This window comes from Arthrobacter sp. FW306-1B-G06A (assembly GCF_058781765.1).
In genome coordinates, this window is sequence record NZ_JBYSXB010000042.1 from 1 (window position 1) to 26501 (window position 26501).

Sequence of the window (26501 nt, forward strand, 5' to 3'; positions counted from 1 at the left end):
GCGGGGGAGCGGGCGGGCTGCGGAACGGCGGGCTAGGCGACCGCGGCGGGTTCCTTGGGCGCTTTCAAGGTCCTCCGGAGTTGCGGCGACGCATCGATCCGGGCTTGGGCATCGCGCAGTGCCAGCACCGCCGTCTCAAGCTGGGCCGGCGCGAGCGTGTACGGAACGCGCATGAAGTGCTCGAAAGCCCCGCCGACGCCGAAGCGCGGGCCGGCCGCGAGCCGCACGCCGAAGTCCGGGGCGACGACGGTGAGTGCGGTACTCGACGGCGTGGGCAACCTGCACCATGCCGTCAGCCCGCCGCGCGGACGTTCCACGTGCCACCCGGGAAGGTGCTCGGCCAGTAATCCGAGGAGCGCTTCCCGGTTCCGCCGCAGCTCCGCAAGCCTCGCATCCAGCGGTTCGGCGAAAGCCCGCAGCAGCCGAGCCGCAGCCAGCTGCTCGACGACGGGCCCGCCCAGATCCATCGTTGTCCGGGTCTGCACGAAGCGGTTGATCAGGTCCTCTTCGGCGCGGATCCACCCGGTCCGGAGCCCGGCCCAATGCGATTTGCTGAGCGATCCGATGGTCACCACCGCCGGACTGAACGCCGCGAGCGGCGAGGTGCTGACGCCGTCGAGGTTTAGCTCCCGCAGCGTTTCGTCTACCACCAGGACAGTGCCCGTCCCTGCCGCCTCGCGGACCAGGCGGCGCCGCTGAAGGTTGGACATGATCCGCCCGGTGGGGTTGTGGAAGTCCGGGACGAGGTAGGCCATGGCCGGGCGTTGGTGGCGCATTGCGGCCACCATGCCGTCGATATCCCAAGCGCCCGACGTCGGCTCGCCGGTAGCGCCCGACGTCGGCTCGGCGGCAGGCGGCATCGGCACCGGAACCGTGCGTGAGCCCGAAGCGCGGATTGCATCGAGAGCGTTGGGGTAGCTGGGATGCTCCACGAGGACCTTCTGCTGCCGCCCGGCGAGGGTCTTCAGGATAATGTTCAGCGCGTGCTGGGCCCCCGAAGTCACCAGTATCTGTGCGGCCGTCGTGGGGATCCCGGCTGCCGTGTAGCGGTCCGCGATGGCTTCCCGGAGGGGTGGGAGGCCGACCGCGTCGTAGCCAAAACCGGGCAACAGCGCAGGGAGATCGATCAACGCATCCGCGAATGCCCGGTGCACCACCTCGCCCGTCGCTGGCAGTGAAGCATAGGCGAGGTCGAGTATCCCCTCCGGAATGGCCAGTCCAGGTCCGCTGACAGGGACCGTCCGGTGTGGAATGCCCGTCCGGCCCCTGCTGCCCTGGCCGCCGCTCAGGAATCCTTGCTCGCGCAGGCTGGCATAGGCGGCAGTGACGGTGGTCCGGCTGACGCCCAGGGTGACGGCGAGCGCGCGCTCACTGGGCAGTGCCACGTCGAGCGGGATGCGCCCGTCCATCACCAAAAGGCGTACGACGTCGGCAAGCTCGCGATAGGCGGGAGCGGCGCCAGTGTTCCACGGACCGAGGAGACGCACCATGGCTGTGGGGTTGAGGGATCCGGGCATAAGACCAGTATTGCAAACTGGCTATGGAAAGCAATGCCAGTTTTCGGGAGCATGGTTTCATGATGACCCGCAGAATCACCCAGCTCCTGATTGGCCTCGCAATGTACGGGATCTCCCTGGCCATGTTCATCCGGGCCGGCCTTGGCCTGGACCCCTGGGATGTCTTCCATCAAGGCGTCGCGGGGAAGATCGGGTGGAGCATCGGCACGGTCGTCGTAGTGGTCAGCTTCCTGGTTCTTCTCCTCTGGATACCGCTGAGGCAGATGCCCGGTTTCGGAACCCTCGCCAACGCCGTTCTGGTGGGAGTCTTCGCGGACATCGGCCTGGCCCTGATCCCGGCGTTCTCGCACCTGGGTGGCCAGATCGCCATGCTCGCCGGCGCCGTGGTCCTGAACGGAATCGCCTCCGCTTGCTACATCGGCGCACGCCTTGGCCCGGGTGCCCGCGACGGACTCATGACGGGACTTGCCCGCCGCACCGGATGGTCGGTGCGTTTGTCCCGGACCTTGATCGAGGTTGTCGTGCTCGGTGTGGGCTGGCTGTTGGGTGGGTCCGTCGGCGTTGGAACCGTTGTCTACGCCTTGGCCATTGGCCCGGTGGTTCAGCTATTGCTGCCGCTGTTTACGGTTCCGGTGAAGGCTCCCGTGGCTGCCCCGGAAGCCGTGCCGGCCACTTCGTGACGCGGAATCTTCCTGGCGACTCGCAGATTTCTTGACGCCCCCGGAATTCCGGGGGCGTCAGGGAGTTTCCGCAGCGTCAGCCGGACGAGCCGGGCTGGCACTCCGGGCAGAAGTAGATGGTGCGGTCTTCCATCCCGGACGCTGGCCCGAGCACTCCGCGGCGAATCGGCGTCCGGCAACGAAGGCACGGCTGGTGCTCGCGGCCGTACACCCAGTAGCCGGAGCGGGGAATTCCCCGGACTCCAGGGAACGCTGTGCCGCGCGTGATCCTTGGCCCGGGTCCGAGGTTGGCTTCGAGCATAACCTTGGCTTCGGCGAGCATCGCCGGCAGATCCTTCACAGCCGATACCGGCGCGGCCGGATGTACCCCGGCCAGGAAACACGCCTCGCAACGGTAGATATTGCCGAGGCCGGCGAGGTTCCGCTGGTCCAACAGTGCGACGCCGATCGGTGCGTCCGGCGCGGCCCGGAGCCGACGAACGGCCTCTTCCGCGTCCCAGTCGGGCCCGAGCAGGTCCGGGCCGAGGTGCCCTACTACGCGGGACTCGTCCGGCGTCGGGATCACCTCGAGGATTCCCAAGGAGAAGCCGACGACGTCGGCCGTCGCTGTGCGGAGGACGCACCTGGCCGTGTGGCCGGGTTTCCTCCACCGGCCGCCGGGGGAATAGACCTGCCAGCTTCCCTCCATTTTCAAATGCGAATGGATGGTCAGGGCGCGGCGGGATGGTCTGGTAGCCGCCGAACCGGCGTCGTCCGCCGGCCCAGTCGCGACCGACCCAACCGCCGCCGGCTCCAGCAAGCGCATGAGCAGGTGCTTTCCCCGTGGCACTACCTCGGACACGGTCCATCCGGCCAGGTTCAGTGTGGCAAACCTGGGTACCCGGAAGTCCGAGGAGACAAGGGTCTGCCCACCGAGGGCCTTGTGCAACTCCGCGGCGGCCCGCCAGACCGAGTCACCCTCAGGCACGGATCCTCAAACCCTTCGGCGTGGAGTACGCCCCGGCAGCCGCAAGGGCGGAAGCCACGGGGGTGTCCAAGAGGTCATGGCCGTTGACCTTTTCCATAATCAATTTGTCCACGGCTCCCCGCCGCACCACTCCGACGAGCGCGGCAGCGGCAGCGGCCAGGACGGCGTCGTCTTGGCTGAAAGTGAGCAGGGTCTTCCCTCCCCGTTCGACATACAAAACCAAGGCACCGTCGACTATCACCACCAGGGCACCTGCTTTCCGTCCCGGACGGTGGCCCGATCCAGCGTCGACGGCCAACGCGGGCCACGGGAGGGCCGCGCCATACGGGTTTGCGGGGTCCGTTGCGGCGAGGGCCAAAGCGACTGGCTCCGTTTTGGCGAGTTGGGCGTCCTCCGTGAAGGAGCGTAATCGGTCCACTGTCGCCGGCACGGCAAATTGGGCGGCGCCGAGGTGTTCGATGAAGTAGCCGCGGCGGCACCGCCCGGCTTCTTCGAGGCGCGCGAGGACCTTGTACATCAGCCCGAATCCGCCCACGATGTTCTCCACCATGACGGAGCCCCGAGTCACGACGCCGTACCTGTCGAGGAGGAGTTCGGCGGTGCCGCGCGCGTGGATGGTGGGGTCGAGCTCGGGAGCAGGCAACGCGGACCAGCGTCCAACGGCGAGCGGGGGAGTCGGAGCCGCTCCGGTGACCGAGCCGTAGCGGCCGCCCGTGAGTCCGGGCGAGCCCATCAAGCCCGTGCCGTGCGAGCGGCCGAGCCTGCTCATGCGCAGGGACCTGGCACGCGGCGGCCGCGCGGGCTGTTTGTGCGCCGTGCGTCCGCCGGCAATCATCGCGCGGACGGGGCCGAAGGTGTCGCCCGTGATGCGGCCGGCCCACACAAGGTCCCACAGGGCAGCCACCACGGCATCGTCGCTAAGGACCGCGTCCATGCCGCCGGCAACATCGGTGAGTTGCCGGAAGAAATAGGCGCCCCCGCCGGTCTGCAGGTATTCCAGAAGGCGGAGTTGGGCGTCGCCGGGCTCGAATTCAGGGTCCGGGTTGAGGGTGAGCTCCGCGGCTTCGGCCACATGGAGACTGATCCACCCGTCGTTCCCGGGCAACGAGCCAGCCCCTGACCACAAGACTTCGCCCGCGGCCATGAGCTCGTCCAACATGGCCGGCTGGTAATCGGAAATGCGGCTGGCCAGCACCAAAGGCTCCCACGCCGACGCCGGAACAGGCACGCCGGAGAGCTGGTCGATGGCGGTCATGATGCCGTCGAGCCCGCGCAGCGCCGGGGCACCCCTGCCTCCAGAAGAACCAGGACGGCCGGCCGAGGGTACGGATACGTTTTGCCAGGCGGGGAGGAACCGGCCGTACGCGGCAGCGTCCACCGGCTCCACTTCGGCGCGCAGTGCAGCAAGCGAACGACGCCGGAGCTTGCGCAGCACTTCGGAATCGCACCACTCGCTGCTCAATGGGACTCCGCGGAGCGGAACAGCCGGGAGTTCCGGTGCCTCCAACAACTCCGGGCCCTCATCGGGAACCGTGGCCGGCGCACTCGGGTGCGGGCGGAACTCGCCCTCCACTACGCGGCCGTCCGCCGCCAGGCGTTTGAGCGCAGTGCTTACGACGGCGACACCCAGTCCCAGCCTCGAGGCGGCTTCCTCGGCCGTGAAGGGTCCGTGGGTTCGTGCGTATCGGGAGACCAGGTCCCCGAGCGGATCGTGGACGGGTTCGATGAAGGCGAGCGGCACTCCCATGGGCAGCGGAACCCCGATGGCATCGCGGAGCCGGGCCGCGTCCTCGATAGCGGCGAATCGTTCAACGCCGCTGAGCGTCACGGTGAGGGCGCGGTTGGCCTTGCGCAGCGCCGCCAGATGCGATGCGGCCAGATGCGATCCCGCCGCCAGTTGCGACGCGGCCGGATCCGCGGAAGCTTCCACTCCTTCGGGCTGCAAACGGGCCGCCACTTCGTCGACGCTCAAGGGGCCGAGCAGGCGCAGCAAGTCCGCGACGCCTTCCATCCCACGGACCAGCCGGTCCGGTGCCAGCCGCTGGAGCTCGAGCTCGGTGGCCTCGATGACTTTCGCGTCGAGGAGTTCGCGTAGTTCCACCCTGCCCAGGAGCTCGTTGAGGAGCGTGGAGTCGAGGGCCAAGGCAGCGGCCCTGCGTTCGGCGAGCGGTGAATCGCCCTCGTACAAATACTGGGCCACATACCCAAAGAGCAGCGATTTGGCGAAGGGCGACGGCTGCTGCGTGGTGGTCTGAACCAAGCGCAGTTCCCTGCGTTCGATCGAAGCTGCTATGTCTTTCAACGCGGGGAGGTCGTAGACGTCCTGCAAACACTCGCGCACGGTTTCGAGCACGATGGGGAAAGACGGGTACTTCTTCGCGACATCCAGCAATTGCGCGGAGCGTTGCCGTTGCTGCCACAGCGGCTGCCTTTTCGCAGGGTTCTGGCGCGGCAACAACAGGGCGCGCGCGGCACACTCGCGGAAGCGGGAGGCGAACAAGGCACTCCCGCCAACCTCCGCCGTCACGATCTGCTCAAGCTCCTCCGGGTCGAACAGGAACAGCTCGGCCCCCGGGGGTTCGTCCTCCATCATCGGGACCCGCAGCACGATCCCGTCGTCGGCGGCCATCGCGGAACCGTCCAGCCCGTAGCGCTGCTGGAGCCGCTGCCCGACGGCGAGTGCCCACGGTGCGTGGACCGGCATGCCGAAGGGGCTGTGCAGCACCACGCGCCAATCGCCGAGTTCGTCATGGAACCGTTCGACCACGAGCGTCCGGTCATTGGGGACCACTTCCGTGGCCTGCTTCTGTTCGCCCAGATACTGGATCAGGTTGCCGGCGGCGAAGTCGTCCAGTCCGCTGGCCTTGCAGCGTTCCAGTGCTGGCTCTTGGTCCGAGGCGGAAAGCTCACGCACGAATGCTCCGAGGGCGCGGCCGAGATCCACCGGCCGGCCCAAGGAATCGCCCTTCCAGAAGGGGAGTTTTCCGGGCTGGCCGAAGGCGGGCGAGACAAGGACACGGTCGTGCGTGATGTCCTCGATTTTCCAGCTTGTGGCACCCAGGGCAAAGATGTCCCCGACGCGTGATTCGTAGACCATTTCCTCGTCGAGCTCGCCGACGCGTCGGCCGCCTTTGGCAGCGCGCGACGCCGGACTGGGCTCCTGTGCGGACCCTGGACCGGCCTGGCTGGAACCGGAGCCGGACCCAGAACCGGTGCCTTCGCTCTCGGTGCCGATGATGTACACGCCGAAGAGCCCGCGGTCCGGGATGGTTCCGCCCGAGGTGACGGCAAGTCGCTGTGCTCCGGGGCGGCCCTCGATGGTGCCGGCATTCCGGTCCCAGATGATGCGCGGCCTGAGTTCGGCGAATTCGTCCGAAGGATACCGGCCAGCCAAGAGATCCAGGGTGGCTTCGAAAGCTGAGCGAGGCAGGGTGGCGAAAGGAGCGGAGCGCCGCACGGTGGCGAACCATTCCTCGACATCGATGCTTCCCAGCGCGGTGGCGGCGACCGTTTGTTGGGCGAGGATGTCCAAGGGGTTGGCTGGAACGTGGAGGCGTTCGATCTTCCCGCTCAGCATGCGTTCCACAGTGATGGCGGTGTGGACGAGGTCCGCACGATGCTTGGGGAAGAGTACGCCTTCTGAAATCTCGCCTACTTGGTGCCCGGCGCGCCCAACCCTTTGCAGTCCGCTGGCCACCGACGGCGGCGACTCAACCTGGACTACAAGGTCCACGGCACCCATGTCGATGCCGAGTTCCAGGGACGACGTGGCCACAACGCACCGCAGCCGGCCGGACTTGAGGTCATCCTCGATGAGTGCCCGCTGGTCCTTGGACACGGAACCGTGGTGCGCGCGGGCCAGGACCGGATCGGCGCCGCTCGTGCTGCCGGCCTGGGCCATCATGTGCGCCGGAGTCGCCGTCGAGGACGGCAGCCCCGAGTCCAGCGCCGAATCCGCCGCGGCGGAAAACACATTCACCGCCATGAGTTGGCGCTCCGCGTAGATCTCGTTCAATCGGGCTGTGAGTCGCTCCGCGAGACGCCGGGAGTTGGCAAACACAATGGTGGACTGCTTCGACAGCACAAGGTCGACGATCTTCTCCTCGACATGCGGCCAAATGGACGCTTGCGGTTGCAGTCCGGAGGCCGGCCCGGAGTCGAAGGCGCCCGCGGCTCCCGCCAGGTCGGACATGTCCTCCACAGGAACGCTGACGCTGAGGTTCCAGTTTTTGTGCGACGGTGGTGCGACGATTTCCACGGGTGCCGAACCGGCGAGGAACTGTGCGACGAGCTCGCGCGGTTCCACGGTGGCCGATAGGCCGATCCGTTGGGCGGGTTTCGGCAGCAGCGCATCGAGCCGTTCCAATGACACCGCGAGGTGTGCGCCACGCTTGGTGCCTGCAACGGCGTGGACCTCGTCGACGATCACGGTGTCCACCTCGCTGAGCGTCTCCCGGGCTTTGGACGTCAGCATGAGGAACAAGGACTCGGGCGTGGTGATGAGGATGTCCGGCGGGTGGCTGAGCAGCGCGCGGCGGTCCGCCGTCGTCGTATCTCCTGAACGGACTCCGACGCTGACCAGCGGGGCCGGCAACCCGAGCCGTTTGGCGGTTTGCGTGATGCCGATCAGCGGCGAGCGGAGGTTCCGTTCGACGTCCACGCCGAGGGCCTTGAGGGGTGAGATGTACAGGACTCGGGTCTTGCGCTTGGGAGCTTTGGCACGGGCGGTTGTGCCCTCAAGTTCCGGAAGGGCGCCCGCCGAAGCAAGCGGGGACACGGACAAGAGCCGGTCCAACGCCCACAGGAATGCTGCGAGCGTCTTGCCGGAACCCGTGGGTGCAACTACAAGGGCGTGCGATCCCGAAGAAATGGCCTTCCATGCACCGTCCTGGGCAGGGGTGGGCGCGGAGAAAGCACCGAGGAACCACTCGCGCGTGGCACGGCTGAAGCGGTCCATGGCTGAATTGCCAGGACCGCCCGGTAGCTTCTGCTCCTGCATTCCTCCATCATGCCTCACGGCACCGACACAATAAGGAACAGCCTAGACATGGAACAGCGCTGGACCGCCTACCCCGCCTGGAACGCCTGGACGGTCAGGAGATTGATATTGGTGTTGCTGCAAGCCGTGTATTGCTGCGGGATGAACAGCGAAGCGGTGTCCTCGGGTGGGTAGACCCGGAAGCCGGCGGCTGGGGCCTGGGTGCACTCGGGGTAGTTCCCGGCCTGGGTGTAGCGGAGTTGGGCGAAACCGGCCTTCCCCGGAGCGAGGAGCACTTGCGTCACAGGCTGGGAGTCGTCGCGCGCGGCAGCCGCGCCGATCGGATCGCCCGCGGGTCCCGACGTGAGTGAGACGCCCGGGAAGCCATTGAGGACGCAGGGTTGCGTGCCGGAGTTGGTCAGGATGAGTTTCATGTAGACGCTCCCTGCCGCTCCGCCCCCTGTGGAGTCGACAGATGCTGTCAGCGAGCCCGCTTTGCAGAGAGCGACGCCTGATGGCGTCGTCCCGGTGCTCGATGGCGTGGCGCTGCCGCTTGAAGTAGGAGTACTTGAGGCCGAGGCCGACGGTGACGACGAGGCCGACGCCGTGTCGCTGGGTACGGCTGATCCCGAGGGCTGGGCCTGGGTTTGGAAACAGCCGGAGAGCAGGAATACCGAGGCTGCTGCCATCGTGAGCAGGAGACCGTTCTTGACTCGCATATTCGTCATGCGCACAGCTTTTCGTCGTCATTTGCCGGAGTCAACTGCGGCGCGGCAGCGGCGCCGGATTGGCGTCCGGATCGTAATGTTCCGGACGCCGACCCAACGGAGCCGTTACTTGGAAACTGATGCCTTGGCGGAACGGCTGCGGAAGAAGGCCGCGCCACCCAGACCCAGCCCTGCCACGCCGGCGATCAGGCCGGCCCAGCTGCGCGCCTGTGAGCCGTCGTCGGTCACGGAAGCTACCTGCTCGGTGGAGATGGACGCAGCCATGTGGGTGTCACCCGCGGCCGGATCTGCGGCTGTGACGGCCACCGAAGGAGCCGGAGCCTTCAGCGAGTGCGCGTCCTGGCCGTCCTTCGGGATTTCAGCCCAGTTCGTCTGCCCTTGCTCGCAGTTCTGGAGCGTGGGGAAGTAGAGGGTCTTGCCAGCGGTGTCGGGCAGCTTCACGGACAGGACCAGCGCGTCGCGCAAGTGCGGGTCCAGCGGAGCCTTGGCCGTGTAGACGATCTGGCTGGTGCGTTTGGTGATCGATGTGCCGTCGGCCAGCTTCTTGGGTTCCGGCAGCGTCTGCGTCACCTTTTCGACTGTCCAGTTGGGGTTCACCGTGGGCGTGGCGTCGGTCAGTTCCTCGGGCAGGTTGATGGTCAACTTGGTGGTGCCTGAGGTGTCGCAGCCGTGCGGGACGCCGAACGTCAGCAGGGCATACGAGTTGGCCGTGGTCTTGTCCGGGTTGATGACGACGTGGGCTGATGCGCCTGCGAGGCCGGCCATCATCAGTGCGGCGGTGCCGCCCGCGATTGCGGTAGCGGAGAGGGCGCGGCGGAGTGAGGACTTGTTCATGGTTGTTGCCTTTCAACGGGCGCGCGAAGGCGCGCCAAAGTGAGGGGAGGTGCCCGTCACCAGTTGAAGGCGGTGCCGGGCGGAGTCAGGAGGGTACGACGACGGCGGGCGGGCCGCGTCTGCTGTCTTGCCTGAGGTTCCGCCACGGGCGGGGGATGAATACGGCAGGTGCGCTGAACGCAACAGCTGCGTTGCCGGCGTCGGGCCTGAAGATCAGTCGGATGAGCTGCAGGAGGGGACGAAGCCAGGCCTCGAGCTGCCACAGTGCCTGCTCGCCCTTGGCAAGGAGCAATGCCGAAGCGGCAGTGGCGAGGGCGTGCCCCGTCAGCATCAACCAGCTGAGGGGAGTGTCGACCTCGTGAAAATGGACTGTTTCAGTGCCCAGCGGCGGGGAGAGGTGTTCAGCCGCCAAGTGGTGTGCTGGTGAGCCCGGAGCCGGAACAGTGAGCGGACCGAATGCCGTGAAGGCCTCGTGCAGGAGGAGCTGGCCGGCTCCCAGAAGCGCGGCAATGACCGGGAATCCGAGCTTGAACCGGGTGGCAAGAGTGGTGACGAGCCCGGTCAATGCGAGGACGACCAACAGGACCGGAGCGACGGGAAGCGCACCCCCGGAGAGGACATGGGCACCTGCCGCGAGGGCAACAATGGCGACCGCCAGGGCCACCGAACGCATGGCATGGAAGGGCGTCCGGGCATGCGATGCGCGCACGGGTTCCTCCCTCGGTAGCGTTCAAGCGGGTGGTCGACCGTCCGGTTCGGGCTGGCCAACCCCGCAATTCTACCGGTGGTTCGTGGCCGTGCCGCTGTCGGATGGGTCGTGTGACGGGGTCATGCTGCGGGTTTGGGAATCAGGCAGTTATTGCCGGACCACCTTCGGAGGGCTTGCCTGCCGGGCCTTTGCCGGATTGTCCTTTGCCGGCCGGCCCACCGCTCTTCGGCCCCTCGCCCGCCGGTTCCGGCGCGGCTTCCGAATATTTCCGTGCCGCCCGCGAACCCGCGATGGTGCTTGCCCCGATGCTGATGAGGGCACCCAGGATCATCGCCGCGGCTTCTCCTGGTTCCAGCAAGTGCAATTGGGAGCCGATGGTGGCGGCTGCAACCGGCACTCCCAATTGGGACGAGGCCAGTACTGCGAGCGGCAGGGGCTGGCCGAGGGCCCGGATGCTTCCGTGCACCAGCAGTGTTCCAAAGCCAAGGCAGATCCCGAGGAGGATCATGCTTGGGCTGCCCGCGAGGGTCCTTAGGTCGAGCGATGCACCCAGCCAGACGAAGAAGACCGGCCCCAGGAAACCATCGCTCACGGCGAAGAGCTGGTGCGCCAGGCGACGGGGTTCGCCCACCGCAGAGACCACCAGGCCGAAGGAGAACCCGGCCAGCATGATGGAGACGTGGCCGAGGACCGCGAGCCCTGAAAGCGCGAACAGCAAGGCCAGCTGGATCCGCAGTTCCAAGGCGAACTTCCGGTCTTCGGATATGTCGTGTAACCGTCCGCGGTTGCCGCTGTTCTCCAGCCAACGAAGCACGAAGAACAAGACCAACGCGCAAGCCGCGACGACGGCTGCCCCGACCGCTGCCCGGCCGGCGTTCGGCGGGTCAACGGCTAACGGAAGCGCCACAATGCAAGCGATATCAGCGATCGCCACTTGCGCCGTCGTCGTCAGGACCTTCGGCCCTGTCAGCCGAAGCGAGTCGACGATCGGCAAGACCAACGCTGCTGAGGAGGATGCGAGCAAAACGATGTAGAGGGGAGCATGTCCGGTGCCGAAGGCTAAAGCGATGACGACTCCGACGACGGCGGCCAGCACCGCGGCGACGCCGGCGCGCAAGGCGCCGCTACCCAGGGCGGGACGGATGGCCTTGTCCCGCACGGGGACGTGCGTCCCGGCGACGAACATGATGAGGGCGAACCCGACGTCGGCCACGAACGTGAAGGTGGGATCCGAGGAGTCCACCAGTCCCAGTCCCGTGCGTCCGATGACGATGCCTGCCAGCAACTGCCCCAAAACAACGGGAAGGTGCCATTTCCGGGGTAGCGCCAAGAGCGGACCGAGGAGCGCGACTGCGGCGATCAGCGAAAGCTGAAAGAACGACACCTTCCTCCTTCTCCGGGCCTGGCGGTTGGTCTGCGGTGGTTACCGGGGCGCATCAGCCAGTTTCAGGGGAATGTCCGTGTTCTCGTCGGTGTAGTAGCTCGCGCACACCCGGTGATAGCCATCGGCCACCTGAGCGGGCATGCCCGTGGCCAGGTCTCCCCGGACCATCAGGATGGGCGAGAGCTTCTTGCCCTCCTTGATCTTCTTCAGGTCCGAGGCCACGTGGGCGTTCTCTTCCGGGAGCAACGCCAAGCGGGCGGCCCGGAGGATGTCCTTGGCTTTGCGGTGCTGGATGGGCGCGTCCTTGAGGGCGGCGACAACCGATGCCACCACGTGGTCGGATTCCAGCAGGGAAAGGTAGTCTGCGGCGCTTGGGTAGTCCTGGTCCTCGGGCTCCGGCAACCAGCGGACTTCGCCTTTGTTATCGTCAGGCATGCGTCGTACTCCTTGGCCAGCGGTATCGGCTTGCAAATGTGGGTGGCGCGGGACGGGGGACCTTGGAGAGGTCCGTGCCGGGACGCCGTCGTCGTAATTCAAGGGCGAGGCTTTCTTGGCCGCGTGCCATCGCCCAGTGGTGATTCGCGGCAAAAACGGGTTTGAGCAGCCAGCTTAGCCGCCGGAGCAGGGGTTTCGATGTGCTGACCCGCCAGTCATAGGTGATAACGGTTTCCGGGCCGTCCTGTTCGAAAGTCCAGCGCCCGGTACCGCGCAGATCGCCGCTCGCCGCGATCGCGAAACCTTGCTCTGTGATGGGTTCGGTGACCGTGAACCTCCAGCGCAGCGTGTACGGCAGCCAACCTTTGGAGTGCAGCGAGAAGGCCTTTCCCGTACCGTCGGCGTTTCCCGGGTCCAGCGGAACAACCCTCAAGTACACCGAAGGCCACCAGCGGGGCAGTGTCCCCGCGTCGCCTAGAATATCCATGACCTCACGCGGGGTCCCCGCGACGCGCCAGACAGTGAGGAACTCGTAGTCGGCGTTGCTCTTGGAAGTGCCGCCCATTGCTGCCTCCAGGGCGCGGATGGATAGTGGACTCACAGTACTCATGCCGTTGCACACGGTCAACGGCCCGGCTTCGGCGTGCCTGCGGGCGAGTTACTCCCGGACGGTCACAGCCAGCCGCTGGATGTCGTTGTTTCCCATGCCTTGATAGTTCCACTCCGGCGTTTCCGGCTGGGTCTGCCCTGTGGAATCCGTCGCACGGCATGCCAAATCGTGGGAACCGGGCGTTGCGATCCACGTGAATGTCCATCCGCGCCACGCGTGCCGGCCGGTGGGAGCTTGAAGTTGGGCCTGCTCCCAGACCCCGTCCACGCAGACTTCCACGCTCTCCACGGTTCCTTGCCCGGACCAGGCCCGGCCGCTCAGCTGAACCGGTCCCGCGTTCACCGCGCGTTGCCGTGTGAAGAAATCTGGAACGCCGGGGGGAGCCATGAGGGAACGGACTTTGATCCGTTGGACGGGCTCGCCGGGATCGTCTGCGTCTTGGGTGTAACGGTAGGAGTCGAGCTGTTGGTAACCGTCGAAGCTGTGGTCAATTGCCTCGATGGATTGCAGCCATTTGACGCTCGTCATTCCGTACCAGCCCGGGACGAGGAGCCGGACGGGGTAGCCATGTTGAGGTGGCAGGGCTTGGCCGTTGACCTCATAGGCGAGCAGGACGTCGTCGGACATTGCTTCCGCGAGCGTCAGGCTGCGCGCGTACTGGTGCTCTACGCCGCCCTGGATCCCGCGGTCCGCGCCCGTGAAGACGAGTTCGACGGCGTCGGGTGACACGCCGGCGTCGAGCAGCAACGGAGCAAGCGGGGTGCCGGTCCACTCGGCGGTGCCCACCCCACCCTGGTCCCAGGGCTGGCTCACAGGTCGCGGTTCCAGCCGCGAGCGGCCGTTGCCAGCGCACTCCATCGTGACGGCTTGGGTGCGGCGCTCGCGGTGCTGGAGGTCAGGCAGGGTGTACTCGTGCGGATGGTCCACGAGCCCGCCGATATTCAGCCGCCACGAGACGGGATCGATCTGGGGAACGTCGAAATGGACCAGGAGATAATGCATGCCCAGCGGTGTGACGGGCCATCGGAGCATTTCCAGCGGCATGGCGTGGTTGCGCGAAGCGAGTTGCAGTTCCTCGCGGGTGATGGGACCGGTTGTCGGAGCGGCCGGTGCGGTTGGTTCTGTCGGAACAGCGGGGGCGGTAGGGGCCGGGGTGGCAACAGCGGCGCCTTCCGCTGTGCGGCGGGTGTTGACGCTCATGCTCCCAGTATGGTCGCCCGTGGCGGTGGTGTCACTGGGATTTGCGCGGGGAAGCGAGGCGCTTGTCCCGCGGCGTTCGGCGACGGGGCGGGGGGCACGTCCGACGTCGGGCTGTTGGGAAAGTATTCGTGGTCTTTGGCGCTTGCGCTCCTGGACAGAGACAGATGGAAGAAGGAGAGCCTCCGTGAAAATCCGAGCCCCACGACTCGACGTGAGTGGCGTTCTCCTTGTTTGGGCCCTGATATTCGGGCTTTGGCAACCTTTTATTTGGTGGCGGGGGATTGTCGCTGCCGTATGTTTGATCGTCGCGCTGTGGGGCTTTGTTGCTTGGTACCGGCGTCGTCCTACGCGGGGACGTTAGGGCACCTAGTTGCAGGCCGGATCGGTGCGAACCCCCCAACCACATAGCCCAGTGGTAGTTTGCGGTTATGGCAAATGCCCTCGCGTGGTTCTCCCAGTCCGGTGTGGTGCAAGGGTTGATTCTCGGTGCCGTGCTTGCGTTCTTGACGGCGATCCTCGTCATGAACGCCGTGGGCAGGGCGCTCACAACGACCGTCAACGGTTGGAGTGCCATCCGCAAATGCGGCCAGCCTGGCAACGGAGTCCTCGTCCGGGGCGCCTGCGCCAAGGCCCTGCCTGTCGTGAATGTGTTTGAAGAGGCTGCGTACTGGACCGCCACTGTGGATGGCTCAGGGCAAACGCTGAGCGGCGGGAATGGATACGTCCTGCATTTTCCTCCCGGGAACCTCCCGCCGCATGACGCCTTCTGGTCGCTCACCCCGACCGATACCGTCGGGTACATGGTGGAAGATCCCACCAATCGCTACAGCGTTGGTGACCGTTCCGCTCTGGCACAGAATGCCGACGGTTCGGTCGACATCTATCTGCAGCATCAGGCTCCGAGCGGGCACGAGCAGAACTGGCTGCCCATTCCGTCCGGAAAGTTCAAGCTGATGTTCCGCGTGTATCTGCCTGGCGCGGCGATTCTCGACGGCACGTACCAATTGCCGTCGGTTGTCAGGGCGCAGTGAAATGAACCGCCTCATCTTGAAGTACGGACGTCCCCTCACCGCCGTCATACTGGCCGTCTTCGCCTGGGTCATTTACCGGCGGATTGCCAACGGGGACGGAATCGTTCCTCTGGTCATAGCGGCGGTCATCGTATGGGGGCTCGGCGCGCCCGCTTTCATCTACCTCTGGCCGCGACTCACAGTCAACGGGTACAAGAGGGCGATACTCAAGCACGGATTCGGTGAGGGCCCCATCCCCGTCAACACGCTGTACGCCGTGCCCGGCACATCGTCCCCGTCGACGGCGACTTCGCGCGGGAGCCTTATGGCAACCGGGGCCGACGACTTGCTCTACATCGGCGGTTGGCTCGACTTGAGCAAAGGGCCGCAAATCCTGCACGTACCGGACATGGCCGGGCGCTATTTCAGCGTGCAGTTCACCGACCCGTCGAAAAGCACAAACTTTGCCTACGTCGGCAAACGCACCACGGGAACCGAAGCCGGCGACTATGTCCTCAGTGGACCCGGCTGGAAGGGAACGGTACCCAACGGGATGACGCAGATTTCTTCGCCATCCCATTCCGCGCTCGTCATTGGCCGAGTGTTCGTCGAAAGCGACAGCGATCTTCCAACCGCTTACGCGCTCGCGAAGCAAATACAGCTCGCGCCGCTGAAGCAGTAGCGGTCGACTGGACCAGCCCAGATGAACGACGGCGGACGGCTCGCCACCGATGGCTTGCCGACCGGCCCTTCGACGTCGCCGAGGACGAAATCGCCAGATTCCGGTGTAGCGGGAAGAGCCCGCTGCCGATTTTTCTCTTGTCCTTCGCGGTTCCCAGTCTGGCCCTCACACTCAAACGCGAGTAGGCGCAGTCAGGCGATCCCGTGTGGGCTTAGCGGTGGAAGGTGACGTGGATGATGCCGCTTTCGGCGGTCTCTGACGTGACCGTGTAGTCGCTTTCCAGTCCGCGGAGATCGTCCCAGAGCCGTATTCCGCTACCGAGCAGGATGGGTGTGATCGCGACATGCAGCCGATCGACAAGTCCGGCACTGAGGTAATCGCGCACAACGGTGGGGCCACCTCCGATACGCACATCCTCTTCACCCGCCGCACTGAGCGCTCGTTCAAGCACTTCTTCGGGGCTGGTGCTGACGAAGTGGAAGGTCGTACCGCCGGCCATCGTGATGTCAGGGCGGGGGGTGTGAGTGAGGACGAACACCGGGACGCGGAAGGGCGGCTCGTCACCCCACCAGCCCTTCCACTCGGGGTCGTCGGGAAAGTTATGGAACCCGAACATGCCGGCACCCATAATCTCAGCTCCGACCCCCTCGAAGTAGGCCGCGGCGTATTTGTCGTCGACACCGGACGTTCCTTCTCCACTGGTGTCATGCAGAACCCGCTCACGGAAAGTGCGGGTGGACGTATATGCGTCAACGAGTCGGCCCCAGTCCGAACCGAACGGATTCTCCGGAGTTGCGTCCGTCGTCGTGGCGAAACCATCCAGCGAGATATTCAGGTCAACTCGAACAGCCATGGTGAAGGTCCCCTCAGATCAGTGGTTGCGTTATGCAACCACCATACTGGTGGTGAGATCTCCTCCACGGAAGAATTCCTGGACGAATTCGTCATCCCTGGGAGCACATGAAAAGTGACCAAGGAGACCAACAGTATGAAATAGGCGGCCAAGAGTGGGCAAACATACCCCCAATCGGCAGCGTTGTCATCTACGACTACCGGGCCCGTCAATCAGCTGTCTGCCTGTCAGGAGGCTTTGGCAAGGTATTGGGCCAGTGCTTCCCTGAGGATTTCGCTCGGCTTGCGGTGCTCGATTTCGGACCGGGCAACCAGTTGTGCGTCCATGTCCTTCGGGAGGCGGATGGTCCGGGACGGGGATGTTCCGCTGCTGCTCAGGGAGGGTTTGCCGACGGCTCTTTTTACTGCCTCGGGCGAGCCCAGGGCTGCTTCCAGCAGGGCGCGTCCGGCACCTTGCCCGGACGCCTTGGTGATGCGGGCGTCAGGGCCTATGTCGGCGGTCTCCGCCCATTCGCCCAGGGCACGGAAGTGGGCCTGTTCCTCCGGGCTCAGGTCCTGACCGCCCTTGGCCTTCTTCTCATTCATTCCGTTGTTCCTCTCTCGGCAATGTCGAGTATCTTCCGCCTTGCCTCCATCACGTGGAAGACCAGGATGTCGTTAGGCGGTGTAATGACTGCCATGACTTCGAGAATCGTCCGGCGGTCCCGAGAAGGGCCGATAAACAGATCCGGACGTGCGCCTGATTCCACACGCGGCTCATCGAACTCTTCAACGTGGTAGATCTGGTTCAAGATTGCATGCAACGCATCCCCGCGGGCAATTCCATGTTTGTTTGCGCTGTCCGCCCACCTGATCCCCATTTTAATATTGTCTCACAATAAAAGGGTTATTGCGAGACAATATTGGGCTGTAGCTCTCGGTCCGAGCGAGCGAGACTGAGGAACGACAACCTTCGAAGGGACATGGGTGTGCACTCATCGTTCCTGAGTGCGCGAAGCCCCCGACATCCGCGGTACCCAGCAGCGCACGGCATCGCGGTATTGACGGAATTCTTCGCCGAACCGTTCTTCCAGGTCAGATTCCTCAAGCGGCCTGACAACGTAATTCCACACCAGCGAGCCCACGACGGCGTAGGCCACTACCAGCCATGACTGTAGGATGACGCCAACTGCCGCGCCCTGGAGAATGCCTGCGGCCGCCATTGGATTCCGGATCCAGCGATACGGACCCGCGATGACCAGATGATTGGGCATTGCCGACGGCAGCGGGGTGCCATTGCCCAACGTCGACATCGCCACGGCCGCCGAGATACCAAGGGCGCTGGCTAGTACCAGAACGGCGACACCCACAGGAGCGGCAAACGACGGAAACGGGAGAACCACCGCCCAGCGCTGTTCGAGAAAGGCAACTGCGAACGGAATCACCGCCAGGAAGAACCCCCAGAACAGGACAATTTGCCCAAATGTTGAGGCCACGTGGGCGGCGGCGGTCGCGCGGGGGATTGCGGGACGGAATGCGAACGGACCGCGGATGATCCACGCGGTCGGCACGTGTCCCAGCAAGACTAGGCAGAGCGAGATCAGCGAGCCCGCGCTCGCAGCGCCCATGCCGAGTACGCCCCAGCCCGCTTCGGTTGTGACAGTGGCGTAAACCGCCAGTGCGACGGCAACGGCGCCCGTCCAGCCGGCACTCACCAGCGCGGCAGCCTTTACGCCAAAAGACGCCACGGCCGACGCCACGACGAATAAAGGAATGTCGAAGACAGCAACCGCAACCGGGTCGAGGTTACCGAGGGTCGCCTCGCGCACCACCGGCGACAGGAAAACCGCGGCCCACCACAAGAAACCGGCAATCGCCTGCATGGCGAAATATGCCCTGCCCCACCAAATAGCTCCGCCCCGCCGAATCAAGGGCGACACCCGCTCAGCCCAAACATGCGTAGCCCCAATCCCAGACAATTTTGGCTCAGCCTACCGAATTCGAACGCTGCGTCCGTCTTCACACGAGTCCCCCGCAGGACTAGTTAACCCGTTCAACCCCCCCCAAAATCCCCTCACCGCTACAATGGGACATATGCCGGACATCGAGCGTTGGCCCACCGGAAGGTTGCTGTCTACAGCGGCCCGGTTGGTGGAACACGCTTGGGACGAGAATCTGAGGGCGATCGGCCTCACCCACGCCGGCGTCATCGCGCTGGAGGTTCTTGCAGCCACTGGCCCCATCACCCAGACCACGCTCGCCCAGATCGTGCGTGTGCAGGCCCAAACCATGGGGCAGACCCTCAGCAGGCTGGAGTCACACGGGCACGTTAGCCGCCGTCGAAGTTCCGAGGACCGCCGGGTACACGTCGTTTCGCTGACCGATGCCGGCAGGGACGCACTTGAGCGGGCAGCGGAATCGGAACGGCAGGTTCTTGCCCAGGTATCGATCGATACGTCGATGTTCCGGCAGGAACTGAAAACAGTCGTGCGCGAACTGGCAGGCCGGCAAGCACCAGAAGGAGACAGCGCTAGCGCCCCTCTTGCCTCCGCGGCACTGGAAGACTAGTCCGAGGAAACGTCGACGGCGCCCTGCTCACCGGGCGCAGGAACCTCGCCGCGCGTGGAACGCTCACCGCGGGCAGCCAACTCATCCAGGACCGCGTCGTACCAGGACTTGACCCCGAACTCGGGCTTCCCGACGTCGAGCAGCCTGAAAAGGGCGTCGGCCAAAAAGTTGAGCTCCGCAACGGACAGCTTCGCAAGCCCCTGGACCGGGTCCAGTTCGCCTTCCAGGCATGAGGTGAGTAATGCGTTCACAGCGCGGCTCCAAGCATGGGAGCAGCTACGTAAAGAGTCTTGGAAGAGAGGGGAGTCGGGCGGGTCATGAGGTCGCTCCATGGAAAGAGTTCCTAGGGCCGCTGCATAACCCACCCTGATGATATCGACACGTGGAGCCGCGCGGCAAGCGCGCCGCGCGGCCGGAAACCACCAGCAACAATGCCTAAGTGGGGCGTTCAGTTCCTTCCCCGTCGCCGAACAAGCCAAGCCACCAGAACCACGACGGCGGCGGCGCAAAGCACGGGCCCGAAACGACGCACCAGCACCGGCCACACGGCCGAGCCCAGATCCAATTCCGACGACGACGCGAGGGGCGCGGACCGAGGTGCGGGTGCAGCCGCGGCCGCAGGCACAGGCGCCGCCGGCGGCTCAACCACCTGCGCTGCAGAACCCGCAGCGGGCCCGACGGCGGCGGGCCCGGCGGCTGCTCCAGCCGCGGGCTCCCCGGGCTGCGCTACCTCGCCGGTAGCCGTCCCGGACCCTGCCGACGCAGCCGCGCTTCCGGCGTCGGGCCCGGTATCGCTAGGAGCCCCGCCGCGAGCCTTCCCGATCACGCACTGGACAAACTGCTCCAGCAACTTGTCCGAGATGTCCTGGATGACGCCCCGGCCGAATTGGGCGGGTTTTCCGGTGACGTTCATATCGGTGGTCACGTCCACGGAGGTGCCGTCGCCGTCGGGCGTCAGCACTGCCGTTACCGTGGCGCCCGCAGTGCCGTTGCCCCGCTTGTCCTTGCCCGTCGCCGAAATGACAACGGTGTGCGTCTCTTGGTTGCGCTCGAGGAATTCACCGGTGCCCGTGTAGATCATGGCGATCGGCCCGAGCTTGACCTTGACCGTTCCGGTGAACTGCTCGCCGCTCACGGACGTGAGGGTCGCCCCGGGGAAACAGGGCGCGATGTCTTCCAGTTGGTTGAAGGAATACCAGGTGTCCTCCAACGAACTGGGAACCACGAAGTGATGTTTGAGTTCCACGTCGCCTCCTGTCCGTGTTCCGCTAGAGCCCGGCGGCCACGATGACGGCCCGTTTGGTGAGGACCCCGGCCAGGTGGCGGCGGTAGGCCGCGTCCCCGTTGAGGTCGCTCGCGGGATCGGTCCCCTCGGCAGCGTGTGCGCTCGCCGAGGCGATCGCTTCCCGGGTCGCGGCGGCGCCCACGAGTGCCTGCTCGACGGCGGTCGCCCGCAACGGGGTGCTGGCCATGTTGGTCAAGCCGATCCTGGCCTCGGCGATCGTGCCGCCTTCCACCCGGACCATCACGGCAACCGCCACGATGGACCATTGTTGGGCCACCCTGGTGAATTTCTCGTAGTGCGCACCCCAGCCGGTGTACTTCGGGACCCGGATATGGGTGAGGATCTCGCCGTCGTCGACGGCGGTAGTGAAGTACCCCTGGAAGAAGTCCGCCGCTGCCACCCGGCGCTCCCCCTCCGGACCTGCCAGGATGAACGCGGCGTCCGCGGCCAGCACCGGTGCGGGCATGTCGCCCGCCGGGTCGGCGTGAACCAGGGCGCCGCCGAACGTGCCGCGGTGGCGGACCTGGGGATCCGCGACCGTCGCAGCTGCCTTGGCCAGCAACGGCACGTGCTCGGCAATAAACGGGTCCGTGGCGATCTGGTGGTGCGTTGTCATGGCTCCGATCAGCAGGGCGTCGCCGTCGTCGCGGACCCCGGACAACTCGCCGATCCGGCCCAAATCGACCACCATCGCGGGGTCGGCAAGGCGCAGTTTCATCACGGGGATCAGGCTTTGACCCCCGGCCAACAGCTTCACGTCGTCGCCGGCGTCGGCCAACACGCTCAACGCCTCCGCCACCGTGGCCGGAGCGGCGTAATCGAATGCGCTCGGAATCATTGCACACCTCCCGTGGTCTTGGCTTCTTCAAGGGCGGCCCACACACGCGCCGGCGTGCATGGCATCTTGATGTCCTTCACGCCAAGGTGCCGAATCGCGTCCAGTACGCCGTTGACAATGGCGGGCGTCGAGGCGATGGTTCCTGCCTCGCCGACTCCCTTGGCCCCCAACTGGTTGGTGGTGGACGGCGTCTCCGTGCGCGCCGTCGTGAAGTGCGGCAGGTCGGGCGCGCCGGGCACGAGGTAGTCCACGAACGAGCCCGTGACCAGGGTCCCGGCGTCGTCGTGCACGGCCTCCTCATAAAGGGCCTGAGCGATTCCCTGCGCCAGGCCGCCGTGGACCTGGCCCTCCACAATCAGCGGATTGACCACCACCCCAACGTCGTCCACGCAAACGTACTTGCGGATGCTGACCTGCCCGGTCTCGGTGTCCACTTCCATGGCGGCCAGATGGGTGCCGTGCGGGAAGGAGAAGCTCTGCGGGTCGAAGGTGGCATCCGAATCCAGATTGGGCTCAAACCCTTCCGGCAGGTTGTGCGCCGAGAAGGCGGCGAAGGCGACTTCACCGAAGGCAGTGGACTGATCAGTGCCCTTGACGCTGAACTTGCCGTCCATGAACTCGATGTCCTCCTCGCTGGCCTCCATCATGTGCGCTGCCAGGACCTTGGCCTTCTCGATCACCTTGTCCGCAGCGGCCAGCACCGCCATACCACCGACGGTCAGCGAGCGGGAGCCGTAGGTGTCCAGGCCCCGCTGGGAGACCTGTGTATCACCATGCAGCACTTCGACATTTTCGAACGGCACGCCGAGCCTGTCCGCCACGAGCTGGCTCCACGCGGTTTCGTGGCCCTGGCCGTGGGGGGAAGTGCCCGTGACTACCTCGACGTTGCCGGTGGGCAGCACCCGCACCTGGGCGTGCTCCCAGCCGCCGGCCGCGTAACTGAGCGCGCCAAGCACCCGGGATGGAGCCAGGCCGCACATTTCGGTGAACGTGGAGATGCCGATGCCGAGTTGGACGGGATCGTTGGCTTCGCGGCGCCTGGCCTGCTCTGCCCGGAGTTCGTCGTAGCCAAAGAGTTCCAGGGCCTTCGCCGTGGCCGCCTCGTAGTTGCCGCTGTCGTATTCGAGTCCAGTGACGGTGGTGAAGGGGAATTCCTCGTGGGTGATCCAGTTCTTTTTGCGCAGTTCCAGGGGGTCCATGCCCAGTTCGACGGCGAGCTCATCCATCAAGCGCTCGATAGCGAAGGTTGCTTCCGGCCGGCCTGCGCCCCGGTAAGCGCCCGTCCACGCCTTGTTGGTGAAGAGGTTGTTGCATTCCAGTCGGTACGCCGGGAATTTGTAGATGGCGTTGTACATGAACGCGCCCAGGATCGGGATGCCCGAGCCGATAATGCCGAGGTAGGCTCCCATGTCCGCCAGCAGCTGGATGTCCAGCCCTGTGACAATCCCGTCCTTCGTCGCCGCGAGCTTCACCTTCTGCACTTGGGCCCGGCCGTGATGCCCGGACTGCAGGGACTCGCTGCGGGTTTCGGTGTATTTGCAGGGTTTGCCGACCCGCCGGGCTGCCATGAGGGTGATGAACTCCTCGGGGATCACCGTCAGCTTTCCGCCAAAGCCGCCGCCCACGTCGGGGGCGATCACGCGGAGCTTGCTTTCCGGGAGCCCGAGCGTCAATGCCAGGATCAGCCGCAGGATATGGGGTATCTGCGTGGACGACCACATGGTGATTTGCTCACTCGTCGGGTCAACCACGATCGAGCGCGGTTCCATGAAGGCCGGGATGAGGCGTTGCTGATAAAAGGTGCGTTCGATGAGGACTTCGGCGTTCGCCAACGCCTCGGCGATCGGCTTGCCGGTGCCGGCTTCGCCCGAGTCAAACACCCAGGTCGCCGAGAGATTGGAGTCCAAGTTGGAGTGGGCCAGCACCTTGTCGGTGAATGCTTCCTCCAGATCCAGGACCACCGGAAGTTGGTCGTAGCTGACGTCCACGAGTTCGACGGCGTCCCGCGCCGCTGCGGCGCTGCGGGCAACGATGCAGGCAACTACCTCGCCGGCAAAGGCCACCTCGTCGACGGCGATCGACGGGAACGCGGGCGCCTTCTGGTCGGCGGTGACGGGCCAGACGTTGGGCAGGCTGCCCTGTTCCGCGGCCAGATCGGCTCCGGTGAACACGGCGACGACGCCGGGTGAGGACTTCGCGGCTGAGGTGTCGATCGAGGTGATCCTGGCGTGGGCGAACGGACTGCGGACCATGGCCAAATGGAGCATGCCGGGCAACGTCATGTTGTCCGTGTACCTGGAGCGCCCCGTGATGAGGTGCGCGTCTTCTTTGCGGAGGCGGGGCCTGCCGATTTCGGCGATGGTCATGCCACACCTGCCGTTTCTGATTCGTCGCTGTCCGCGGAAACCGTACCGTCAGCGGCTGCCTGTACCGCGGCAACTATGTTCTGGTACCCGGTGCACCGGCAAAGGTTTCCTTCGAGGCCGTCCCGGATTTCCTGCTCGGTGGGGTGCGGGTTTTCGGCGAGAAGGGATGCCGATTGCATGATCATGCCGGGCGTGCAGAAGCCGCATTGCAGCGCATGGCATTGGTGGAAGGCTTGCTGCAGCGGGGCGAGCTTGCCGTCCCGGGCCAGGCCTTCGATGGTGGTGACGCTGTGGCCGTCTGCCTGAACCGCGAACATGGTGCAGGATTTGACGCTGACTCCGTTCAGATGGACGGTGCAGGCGCCGCAGTTGGTAGTGTCGCAGCCGATCAATGTGCCGGTCTTGCCAAGCCGTTCGCGCAGGTACTGGACCAGCAGCAATCGTGGCTCGACATCGTCTGTGTAGCTCACATCATCGACTTCGACGGTGATCGTCTTGGAACTCGCCATTGGGATCTCCTGTCGCGTTGGACGACGGGCACAACTGCCCGGCATCCAGTCCTGATGTGACACAGGTTACTCCTCGGAAGGGGTGAGCGCCCTAGCCCGGCTTGAGTTCGTACCCCGCATCCTCGTGGTCCGCTTCAACCGTGGGTTCGTGGTGGATCCGAGCCTCCATGGTGCTCAATCTTCCGCCGCCGCCACCCCAGTGCAAGGCAATGATTTCGGCGGCGATGGAGACGGCCGTTTCCTCCGGGGTGCGGGATCCCAGGTCCAGGCCGATCGGGCTGGAGAGCCTGGCCAATTCGGCCTCGCTCAGGCCGGCTTCGCGCAGCCGTTCCAATCGGTCGTGGTGCGTGCGCCGGGATCCCATCGCGCCCACGTAGGCCACGTTGTGGCGCAGTGCCAACTCAAGGAGCGGCACGTCGAATTTCGGATCATGTGTGAGCACACAGATCACGGTGCGCTCGTCCACTTGGCCGGCAGCGATCTGCGCCTGCAGGTAGCGGTGCGGCCATTCCACCACTACCTCGTCCGCCTGCGGGAACCGGGCAGCCGTCGCGAAAACCGCGCGTGCGTCGCAGACCGTGACCCGGTAGCCCAGGAAGGTGCCTTGCTTGGCGACGGCGGCGGCGAAGTCGATCGCGCCGAACACCAGCATCCGCGGCTGCGGGGCGAAACTGAGGGCGAACACGCGCATGCCCTCGCCGCGCCGCTGCCCGTCCGGTCCGTACATGAGCGTGGCGTTGCGGCCCGCGGCCAGCAGGCCCTGGACGTCATCGGATACCGCATGGTCGGCACGCTCGCTGCCGAGGGAACCCACGAACCCCTCTGGGCGGACCACCAGGTGGCGGCCCAGCCACGCCGGATCGGGGTGTTCGATCACGGTGACGATCGCAACCGGCCGGCCCGCACCGACGTCGTCCGCTACCTGGGCCAGTTCCGGGAAGTTCTCAGTGGAGACCGGCTCCACAAAAATGTCCAGGATCCCGCCGCAGGTGAGGCCGACCTCGAACGCGGCATCGTCACTGATGCCGTAGCGCTGCAGCACCGGCTTGCCGGACTCGACCACCTTGGTGGCCAGTTCATAAAGCGCTCCTTCGACGCACCCGCCGGACACCGAGCCCACCGCACTGCCGTCGGCGTCGACCATCATGGCGGCACCGGCCGGCCGCGGTGCGGAGCGGAAGGTGCGCACCACCGTTCCGAGTCCTACTGTGTGGCCGGCCGCCATGGCGGCGACCAGATCGTCCAAGACCTCACGCATTGGCAACCACGTCCAACAACTCCTCGAAACTCTGCATTGAGTGCCCCCCTATAAAGAAGTCAACGTGCGGCAGCACCGCCCTGATTCCCCGCTGCAGCGGCTCGTACCCCGCCTTGCCGCGGTGCGGATTGGACCAAATGATCCGCCTCGCCAGATGGTGCAGCCGCTCGGCTTGGCGTCCCAGCAGTGCGGGGTCGCCGCGCTCCCAGCCGTCGCTGGCAATCACGACGACGGCGCCCCGCACCATCACGCGCTGCCCCCACCGGTCGTTGAACGCCCGGAGCACTTCTCCGAGCCGGGTACCGCCGGACCAGTCGGGGACTGTGCGGCCGGCGAGGGCCAAGGCATTGTCCGGGTCCGGCACCCTCAGTGCGGCAGTCACGCGGGTCAGGCGGGTGCCCAGCGTGAACACCTCCACTTGGCGCGGGGCGGCTTCCACTACCCGGTGGGCCAAGCGAAGCAGGCTGTCCGCGTACGGTGCCATGGAGCCCGAAACGTCGATCAGCCAGACCACCCGGCGGTTTTTGCGGGGAGCCCGGGCGCGGCGCAGCGGCCCCGGTTCCCCGCCGCGGCGCAGCTGGTCGCGCAGGGTCCGCACCCGGTCCACGTCGCCGTGCCGGTCGAGGTGCTTGCGCCGGGTCTGCCGGGTGGGCAGGCGCACCGGCAGCTCCTCGAACATCCGGTGCAGCAAGGCCCGTTCCTCGTCGTCCAATACGGCCACATCGCGGTGCCGAAGCAACTCCCGGCGGCTGGCGAGTGCCCGCAACTGTTCCCTCCTACCTTCCGGGCCGCCGTCGTCGTCATCCAAAGTGGCAGCGCTCACGGATGTCGCGGAGTTTTCCAGGCGTTGGGCGGCGGAGTGTTCCACGGCAAACCAGGCCTCAAACGTCCGCTGGTAGGCGGGCAAGTCCTCCGGCGAGGCGCATAGCGTCGCGCGGCCGGCCCAGAACACGTCCGAACGGCGGTCCAACTTGAGCCTGCCGACGGCGTCGACGAAGCTGAGCGAGCGGTCCGCGGTCACTTTCACGCCGGCCGCACGCACGGCTGCAGCGAAGGCAAGGAGGATCTCTTCGGCGCTGTGTTCGGGGCTTTGTCCTGCCGTTGGCATGGGC

General features: G+C 65.8%; 25 protein-coding genes. 4 read left to right on the plus strand and 21 right to left on the minus strand.

What is annotated here, in order from left to right:
* Positions 1-32 precede the first annotated feature (32 nt).
* A complete protein-coding gene (gene yczR / locus AC3WJM_RS18760) occupies positions 33-1517 on the minus strand; it encodes a MocR-like transcription factor YczR (protein WP_492272628.1) in 1485 nt (494 codons plus the stop codon).
* A gap of 59 nt (positions 1518-1576) precedes the next feature.
* Between yczR and yczE the strand changes: the two genes are divergently transcribed.
* Positions 1577-2197: a membrane protein YczE gene (gene yczE, locus AC3WJM_RS18765; protein ID WP_059388569.1), complete on the plus strand. Its 621-nt coding sequence runs from the start codon at positions 1577-1579 to the stop codon at positions 2195-2197.
* 76 nt (positions 2198-2273) lie between these two features.
* Here the strand turns inward: yczE and AC3WJM_RS18770 are convergent, their stop codons facing one another.
* From AC3WJM_RS18770 to AC3WJM_RS18810, 9 genes are all read right to left on the minus strand, one after another.
* Positions 2274-3164: an Fpg/Nei family DNA glycosylase gene (locus AC3WJM_RS18770; protein WP_441432897.1), complete on the minus strand. Its 891-nt coding sequence runs from the start codon at positions 3162-3164 to the stop codon at positions 2274-2276.
* Positions 3157-8163, minus strand: coding sequence for a DNA glycosylase AlkZ-like family protein (locus AC3WJM_RS18775; protein WP_492272629.1), 5007 nt, complete (start codon positions 8161-8163; stop codon positions 3157-3159). Before AC3WJM_RS18775 ends, AC3WJM_RS18770 begins: the two co-directional genes overlap by 8 nt.
* Positions 8164-8231: 68 nt before the next feature.
* On the minus strand, positions 8232-8870 hold the full coding sequence (locus AC3WJM_RS18780) for a DUF4232 domain-containing protein (RefSeq protein ID WP_084784462.1): 639 nt from the start codon (positions 8868-8870) through the stop codon (positions 8232-8234).
* Between the two features lie 105 nt (positions 8871-8975).
* Complete coding sequence (locus tag AC3WJM_RS18785; protein WP_492272630.1) at positions 8976-9704, minus strand: YcnI family copper-binding membrane protein; 729 nt, start codon at positions 9702-9704, stop codon at positions 8976-8978.
* 85 nt (positions 9705-9789) lie between these two features.
* On the minus strand, positions 9790-10413 hold the full coding sequence (locus AC3WJM_RS18790) for a hypothetical protein (protein ID WP_492272631.1): 624 nt from the start codon (positions 10411-10413) through the stop codon (positions 9790-9792).
* A 139-nt stretch (positions 10414-10552) separates the two neighbouring features.
* Positions 10553-11797: a cation:proton antiporter gene (locus AC3WJM_RS18795; protein WP_492272632.1), complete on the minus strand. Its 1245-nt coding sequence runs from the start codon at positions 11795-11797 to the stop codon at positions 10553-10555.
* 39 nt (positions 11798-11836) lie between these two features.
* Positions 11837-12232, minus strand: coding sequence for a hypothetical protein (locus AC3WJM_RS18800; protein WP_059388573.1), 396 nt, complete (start codon positions 12230-12232; stop codon positions 11837-11839).
* Positions 12225-12797 carry an SRPBCC family protein gene (locus tag AC3WJM_RS18805; RefSeq protein WP_492272649.1) on the minus strand — a complete coding sequence of 191 codons (573 nt, stop codon included), beginning with the start codon at positions 12795-12797 and terminating at the stop codon, positions 12225-12227. The genes AC3WJM_RS18800 and AC3WJM_RS18805 overlap by 8 nt, the downstream gene beginning before the upstream one ends.
* 93 nt (positions 12798-12890) lie before the next feature.
* On the minus strand, positions 12891-14042 hold the full coding sequence (locus AC3WJM_RS18810) for a sulfite oxidase (protein WP_492272633.1): 1152 nt from the start codon (positions 14040-14042) through the stop codon (positions 12891-12893).
* A 428-nt stretch (positions 14043-14470) separates the two neighbouring features.
* Between AC3WJM_RS18810 and AC3WJM_RS18815 the strand changes: the two genes are divergently transcribed.
* Together AC3WJM_RS18815 and AC3WJM_RS18820 are read left to right on the plus strand one after the other, a co-directional pair.
* Entirely contained in the window at positions 14471-15073 is a 603-nt protein-coding gene (locus AC3WJM_RS18815) for a DUF1214 domain-containing protein (RefSeq protein ID WP_492272634.1), read from the plus strand.
* Position 15074: 1 nt separating this feature from the next.
* The gene (locus AC3WJM_RS18820) at positions 15075-15734 is read left to right on the plus strand and encodes a DUF1254 domain-containing protein (protein ID WP_492272635.1); all 660 of its coding nucleotides are present in this window, start codon (positions 15075-15077) and stop codon (positions 15732-15734) included.
* A 211-nt stretch (positions 15735-15945) separates the two neighbouring features.
* On the opposite strand, the gene AC3WJM_RS18825 is transcribed toward AC3WJM_RS18820, so the two are convergent.
* The 4 genes from AC3WJM_RS18825 to AC3WJM_RS18840 all read right to left on the minus strand — a co-directional run bounded on the left by AC3WJM_RS18825 (position 15946) and on the right by AC3WJM_RS18840 (position 18448).
* On the minus strand, positions 15946-16587 hold the full coding sequence (locus AC3WJM_RS18825; protein ID WP_492272636.1) for a dihydrofolate reductase family protein: 642 nt from the start codon (positions 16585-16587) through the stop codon (positions 15946-15948).
* A 227-nt stretch (positions 16588-16814) separates the two neighbouring features.
* Positions 16815-17171 (minus strand): ribbon-helix-helix domain-containing protein, encoded by a 357-nt coding sequence (locus AC3WJM_RS18830; RefSeq protein ID WP_216363181.1) that lies wholly within the window; start codon positions 17169-17171, stop codon positions 16815-16817.
* Positions 17168-17377: a hypothetical protein gene (locus tag AC3WJM_RS18835; RefSeq protein ID WP_284988712.1), complete on the minus strand. Its 210-nt coding sequence runs from the start codon at positions 17375-17377 to the stop codon at positions 17168-17170. The genes AC3WJM_RS18830 and AC3WJM_RS18835 overlap by 4 nt, the downstream gene beginning before the upstream one ends.
* A gap of 183 nt (positions 17378-17560) precedes the next feature.
* Positions 17561-18448: a methyltransferase family protein gene (locus tag AC3WJM_RS18840; protein ID WP_059388589.1), complete on the minus strand. Its 888-nt coding sequence runs from the start codon at positions 18446-18448 to the stop codon at positions 17561-17563.
* Positions 18449-18659: 211 nt separating this feature from the next.
* On the opposite strand from AC3WJM_RS18840, the gene AC3WJM_RS18845 reads away from it, so the two are divergent.
* Positions 18660-19133, plus strand: coding sequence for a MarR family winged helix-turn-helix transcriptional regulator (locus tag AC3WJM_RS18845; protein ID WP_059388590.1), 474 nt, complete (start codon positions 18660-18662; stop codon positions 19131-19133).
* On the opposite strand, the gene AC3WJM_RS18850 is transcribed toward AC3WJM_RS18845, so the two are convergent.
* From AC3WJM_RS18850 to AC3WJM_RS18880, 7 genes are all read right to left on the minus strand, one after another.
* A complete protein-coding gene (locus tag AC3WJM_RS18850) occupies positions 19130-19384 on the minus strand; it encodes a hypothetical protein (protein ID WP_492272637.1) in 255 nt (84 codons plus the stop codon). The genes AC3WJM_RS18845 and AC3WJM_RS18850 overlap by 4 nt on opposite strands.
* A 197-nt stretch (positions 19385-19581) precedes the next feature.
* Positions 19582-20379 carry an SRPBCC family protein gene (locus AC3WJM_RS18855; RefSeq protein WP_492272638.1) on the minus strand — a complete coding sequence of 266 codons (798 nt, stop codon included), beginning with the start codon at positions 20377-20379 and terminating at the stop codon, positions 19582-19584.
* 22 nt (positions 20380-20401) lie between these two features.
* The gene (locus tag AC3WJM_RS18860) at positions 20402-21256 is read right to left on the minus strand and encodes an FAD binding domain-containing protein (protein ID WP_492272639.1); all 855 of its coding nucleotides are present in this window, start codon (positions 21254-21256) and stop codon (positions 20402-20404) included.
* A complete protein-coding gene (locus AC3WJM_RS18865) occupies positions 21253-23622 on the minus strand; it encodes a xanthine dehydrogenase family protein molybdopterin-binding subunit (protein WP_492272640.1) in 2370 nt (789 codons plus the stop codon). The genes AC3WJM_RS18860 and AC3WJM_RS18865 overlap by 4 nt, the downstream gene beginning before the upstream one ends.
* Positions 23619-24131 (minus strand): (2Fe-2S)-binding protein, encoded by a 513-nt coding sequence (locus tag AC3WJM_RS18870; RefSeq protein WP_492272641.1) that lies wholly within the window; start codon positions 24129-24131, stop codon positions 23619-23621. The genes AC3WJM_RS18865 and AC3WJM_RS18870 overlap by 4 nt, the downstream gene beginning before the upstream one ends.
* A 91-nt stretch (positions 24132-24222) precedes the next feature.
* Positions 24223-25389, minus strand: coding sequence for an XdhC family protein (locus AC3WJM_RS18875; RefSeq protein ID WP_306963352.1), 1167 nt, complete (start codon positions 25387-25389; stop codon positions 24223-24225).
* Positions 25382-26497, minus strand: coding sequence for a vWA domain-containing protein (locus AC3WJM_RS18880; protein WP_332602410.1), 1116 nt, complete (start codon positions 26495-26497; stop codon positions 25382-25384). Before AC3WJM_RS18880 ends, AC3WJM_RS18875 begins: the two co-directional genes overlap by 8 nt.
* Positions 26498-26501 lie beyond the last annotated feature (4 nt).

Coding starts and splice junctions, on each gene's coding strand:
- yczR (WP_492272628.1), bottom strand. CDS start 1,517: ATGCCCGGATCCCTCAACCCCACAGCCATGGTGCGTCTCCTCGGTCCG.
- yczE (WP_059388569.1), top strand. CDS start 1,577: ATGATGACCCGCAGAATCACCCAGCTCCTGATTGGCCTCGCAATGTAC.
- AC3WJM_RS18775 (WP_492272629.1), bottom strand. CDS start 8,163: ATGCAGGAGCAGAAGCTACCGGGCGGTCCTGGCAATTCAGCCATGGAC.
- AC3WJM_RS18780 (WP_084784462.1), bottom strand. CDS start 8,870: ATGACGAATATGCGAGTCAAGAACGGTCTCCTGCTCACGATGGCAGCA.
- AC3WJM_RS18785 (WP_492272630.1), bottom strand. CDS start 9,704: ATGAACAAGTCCTCACTCCGCCGCGCCCTCTCCGCTACCGCAATCGCG.
- AC3WJM_RS18800 (WP_059388573.1), bottom strand. CDS start 12,232: ATGCCTGACGATAACAAAGGCGAAGTCCGCTGGTTGCCGGAGCCCGAG.
- AC3WJM_RS18805 (WP_492272649.1), bottom strand. CDS start 12,797: ATGGGCGGCACTTCCAAGAGCAACGCCGACTACGAGTTCCTCACTGTC.
- AC3WJM_RS18810 (WP_492272633.1), bottom strand. CDS start 14,042: ATGAGCGTCAACACCCGCCGCACAGCGGAAGGCGCCGCTGTTGCCACC.
- AC3WJM_RS18815 (WP_492272634.1), top strand. CDS start 14,471: ATGGCAAATGCCCTCGCGTGGTTCTCCCAGTCCGGTGTGGTGCAAGGG.
- AC3WJM_RS18820 (WP_492272635.1), top strand. CDS start 15,075: ATGAACCGCCTCATCTTGAAGTACGGACGTCCCCTCACCGCCGTCATA.
- AC3WJM_RS18825 (WP_492272636.1), bottom strand. CDS start 16,587: ATGGCTGTTCGAGTTGACCTGAATATCTCGCTGGATGGTTTCGCCACG.
- AC3WJM_RS18830 (WP_216363181.1), bottom strand. CDS start 17,171: ATGAATGAGAAGAAGGCCAAGGGCGGTCAGGACCTGAGCCCGGAGGAA.
- AC3WJM_RS18840 (WP_059388589.1), bottom strand. CDS start 18,448: ATGCAGGCGATTGCCGGTTTCTTGTGGTGGGCCGCGGTTTTCCTGTCG.
- AC3WJM_RS18845 (WP_059388590.1), top strand. CDS start 18,660: ATGCCGGACATCGAGCGTTGGCCCACCGGAAGGTTGCTGTCTACAGCG.
- AC3WJM_RS18860 (WP_492272639.1), bottom strand. CDS start 21,256: ATGATTCCGAGCGCATTCGATTACGCCGCTCCGGCCACGGTGGCGGAG.
- AC3WJM_RS18865 (WP_492272640.1), bottom strand. CDS start 23,622: ATGACCATCGCCGAAATCGGCAGGCCCCGCCTCCGCAAAGAAGACGCG.
- AC3WJM_RS18870 (WP_492272641.1), bottom strand. CDS start 24,131: ATGGCGAGTTCCAAGACGATCACCGTCGAAGTCGATGATGTGAGCTAC.
- AC3WJM_RS18875 (WP_306963352.1), bottom strand. CDS start 25,389: ATGCGTGAGGTCTTGGACGATCTGGTCGCCGCCATGGCGGCCGGCCAC.
- AC3WJM_RS18880 (WP_332602410.1), bottom strand. CDS start 26,497: ATGCCAACGGCAGGACAAAGCCCCGAACACAGCGCCGAAGAGATCCTC.